The following is a 3,550-nucleotide window of genomic DNA, read 5'->3' as shown; positions in this document are numbered from 1 at the left end:
AAAAGAATAAGCCAACCCTTAATTTAACTGATATAGAGCGCAATTCAATGGTTCTCGCTTAAACCGATCTGGGGTTAGTTAACAATTTAAAAAACCTGCCAACAAGCTGTTTTTACTGAAGTAATAATCAGTTTTTTTGCTCAATATGGTCAAATTTCCTGCAATCCACAAAACGAGAAAAAGAAACAACACCATTAACGTATCTGGTAGCAAACAAAAATATCAGCTTGCCGCTCGGCAATTCAACAATTTAGTGAATTTCGGCTAACGATTCGATTAGCCACTTTTCAAATAACTGTACTTTCTGCTTGCTAAAGTGATGGCTTGGCGCGACTAAATAGTATGAATAGGCGCTTGGATGACTAAAATCAAAGAGTGATATCAATTGCCCCCGCTGTATTTGCTGATAAATCAAATTATAGCGAAGCATAGCGAATCCCTGTCCAGCCAAAGCCGCATCTATAATCGTCACAGTAGAATCATCCACTTCTAATACTTTCTTAAAACTATTTTCTTTAAGATTATACCTTGTCAAAAATGACTGCCATGCTTCTCCGGTTACAGGTCCGCTTTCCTCTAATAGGGGCAATTGATACAAATCTTGTGGGGTGAGACTCGACTTAATCAAGCTTGGGTGACAAACCAGTACGTATTTATCTTTAAGAAGAAAACGACTTTCAAGTCCAATATATTCCCCTTCACCAAAACGGAGCGCAAGGTCAATATCCGTTCCAGAAAAATCTTTTACTCTATTACAAGGTTCGAGTCGGACTCTAATTTCAGGGTGCTGCTCTTGAAAAAATTGCAACCTTGGCACCAACCATCTAGTTGATAACGATTCAACAACCGTAACATTCAATACATCTGGGTTTGCGTCCTCAGATAACAACGCAACACCCTTATTAAAGCTATCAAAACCTGCCTGGATATGCGGCATTAAGCGCTTTCCATCCTCTGTTAGTGACACTCGTCGCGTCCCTCTTATAAAGAGCTGCACACCTAAGTGGCTTTCTAAGGTTTTAATGTGTTGGCTAATAGCGGCTTGTGTCACAAACAATTCTTCAGCTGCTTGCTTGAAGCTTAATGTTTGTGCAGCTACTAAAAAATAACGCAACGAATTCAACGGGGGTAACTTGTTCAACCCAGCCTCCACAATTAAGTTTAACTTAAGTATATATAAGTTTTCATCGTTTGTCTGACGCTGAATACCTACCTATAGTTATCTCACCAACAACAGGAGAATCACAATGAGTAAGCGACATATAGCAAAAACAAACATATTTAAAATATTAGCAATGACATTAACACTACTTGTTATATCAACAAGTAGTTTAGCTGAACTTAATCAACCAGCAAAAGTATACACCCAAAAAGGTTACCCATTTGAAGGTCTTGTAAAGCGTTCTGAACAAGTAACAATTATCTATACGAAAGGCACAGATAATGTCAGTTGCCGAGTTGAAGTGTCGCAAGATGGTCAAATCTGGCAGGGTGAAAAGCGCAGCACATCTTTAAAGAAATTCACTCAAAAACCTTTGCGTTCCTGCATGGATAGAGTGGAAGCTAAGAAACTATTAGCAAAAACATTTTAAGTTAATATGATAAACACATTTTTACTTGAAGGAATGAGGGAATACCGTAAAGGCATTCCCTATTTATCGACTACCCTAGCCTCTTTGTCTAACAATCTCATACAAACACACGCCAGTCGCCACAGAGACGTTTAGGCTTGAAACAGAACCCGCCATAGGAAGTTTAATTAACTCGTCACAATGTTCACGAGTTAAGCGGCGCATGCCTTTCCCTTCAGCGCCCATGACAAGTGCCATAGGACCATTGAATTTGCATTCATAAATATTATTTTCTGCTTCCCCAGCAGTGCCAACTATCCACACCCCAGCGTCTTGTAAGTCTCTTAACGTTCTAGCCAAGTTGGTGACTTGCACTAACGGTATAACATCAGCCGCACCACAAGCGACTTTTCGCACTACTGGCGTAAGAGCCGCTGATTTGTCTTTTGGTACTACTACAGCGTCCACACCAGCAGCATCAGCGGTACGTAAACACGCCCCTAAATTATGCGGATCTGTTACACCATCCAAGATAAGCAAAAACGGCAACTTACTTGACTCTACAATCGACGCCAGATCATTTTCATTATATTGCTTAGCAGGTTTAACTTTAGCGACTACGCCTTGATGTTGCCCACCGTCGACTTTGTCATCTAATGTTTTTCGTTGACAAAATTGCACTGAAGTACCGAGACTTCTAGCTTGGCTTACAATATCGTGAATACTTTTGTCCTCTCGGCCCTTCAATACAAAGAGCTCTATTAAACGCTCAGGTTCACGCAAAATAATAGATTCAAGGGCGTGGATACCATATAACCATTCTTGTTGAGCCATATGTTTTATTTCCCCTTTCTGGATGAGCTTGTTGGTTTACTGCGAGCTGATTTCGACTTAGATGGTGTGCGGCTTTTTTTAGTCGCAGGTTTCTTGGTCGACTTACTAACAGGCGCTGTTTTAGTCGTTGTATCTTTGCTTTTTTGCCCTGTCTTTTTGGTTCTTGAAGGTTTCCTACCAGCTGTTTTGCGAATATTTTTACCTTCAACACCGTCTAATAGAAAGTCTATTTTGCGTTCGTCCAAATTAACAGAAGCGACTTTAACTTCAACAGGGTCGCCCAAACGATAAACCGTGCCAAAACTCTCACCAACTAAATGCTGCTTCACTTCGTCATAACGGAAATAGTCTTTTTCCAACGATGTAATGTGTACCAAACCATCAATATGAAATTCGGTCAAACGTACAAAAAAACCAAAGTTAGTGACTGATGCAATCACACCTGCAAACACATCACCCACATGGTCCAGCATAAATTCACATTTAAGCCAATCGGATACATCTCGAGTGGCATCGTCTGCACGGCGCTCAGTCATTGAACACTGCTCGCCTAAGGATTCAACTTCTTCTGCGGTATAGGCTTTTCCGCCTGATTTACTCTTACGCTGATTCTGTTTATCGATAATGCCTTTAAGCGCACGATGCACAACCAAGTCAGGATAACGGCGTATGGGAGAGGTAAAATGCGCATAGGCCTCTAAAGCCAAGCCAAAGTGACCAATATTTTCATGGTCGTACACGGCTTGTTTCATAGAGCGTAACAACATAGTTTGAATCAGTTCTTGATCGGGCCTACCTTGAATTTTTTCAATCACATCAGTGAAATCTTGAGGTGATACGTCACTATCAGTGCCAATTTTGTGCGTAATACCCACTTCACCTAAGTACGATAAAAAAGCACCTAGTCTATCTGAATCAGGTTCAGCATGAATACGATATAAAGCTTCGGCTTGATTCTTAGTCAAGGTTTGAGCCGCCGACACGTTGGCTAAAATCATACATTCTTCAATTAGCTTATGTGCGTCGTTGCGCGTTACCGGCATAATATTGTCAATTTTACGCTGCGCGTTAAATACAAATTTACTTTCTTGGGTTTCAAATTCAATCGCACCACGTTGTTTACGAGTACGTTTTAAAACACGGTA

The 3,550-nt window shown here is 40.6% G+C and carries 4 protein-coding genes; 1 reads left to right on the top strand and 3 read right to left on the bottom strand.

Features of this window, described 5'->3' with window-relative positions:
• Nucleotides 1–250: 250 nt before the first annotated feature.
• Nucleotides 251–1,141: a LysR substrate-binding domain-containing protein gene (locus QZ488_RS21355; RefSeq protein ID WP_293752570.1), complete on the bottom strand. Its 891-nt coding sequence runs from the start codon at nucleotides 1,139–1,141 to the stop codon at nucleotides 251–253.
• 106 nt (nucleotides 1,142–1,247) lie between these two features.
• On the opposite strand from QZ488_RS21355, the gene QZ488_RS21350 reads away from it, so the two are divergent.
• Nucleotides 1,248–1,592, top strand: a complete 345-nt coding sequence (locus tag QZ488_RS21350) for a hypothetical protein (protein WP_293752568.1) — start codon at nucleotides 1,248–1,250, stop codon at nucleotides 1,590–1,592.
• A 75-nt stretch (nucleotides 1,593–1,667) separates the two neighbouring features.
• Here QZ488_RS21350 and rlmB read toward each other — a convergent pair whose 3' ends face one another.
• Nucleotides 1,668–2,405 carry a 23S rRNA (guanosine(2251)-2'-O)-methyltransferase RlmB gene (gene rlmB, locus QZ488_RS21345; RefSeq protein ID WP_293752566.1) on the bottom strand — a complete coding sequence of 246 codons (738 nt, stop codon included), beginning with the start codon at nucleotides 2,403–2,405 and terminating at the stop codon, nucleotides 1,668–1,670.
• Between the two features lie 5 nt (nucleotides 2,406–2,410).
• A partial coding sequence (locus tag QZ488_RS21340) for a VacB/RNase II family 3'-5' exoribonuclease (protein ID WP_293752564.1) occupies nucleotides 2,411–3,550 on the bottom strand: 1,140 nt, incomplete at its 5' end.

The organism is uncultured Paraglaciecola sp., assembly GCF_913020055.1.
Lineage (GTDB): Bacteria > Pseudomonadota > Gammaproteobacteria > Enterobacterales > Alteromonadaceae > Paraglaciecola.
The sequence above is the reverse complement of the archived record's forward strand: the minus strand, read 5'-3'. Positions and strand labels throughout refer to the sequence as shown.

Excerpts from the sequence above, each read along its gene's own strand:
- rlmB (WP_293752566.1), bottom strand. The coding sequence starts at position 2,405 with ATGGCTCAACAAGAATGGTTATATGGTATCCACGCCCTTGAATCTATT.
- QZ488_RS21350 (WP_293752568.1), top strand. The coding sequence starts at position 1,248 with ATGAGTAAGCGACATATAGCAAAAACAAACATATTTAAAATATTAGCA.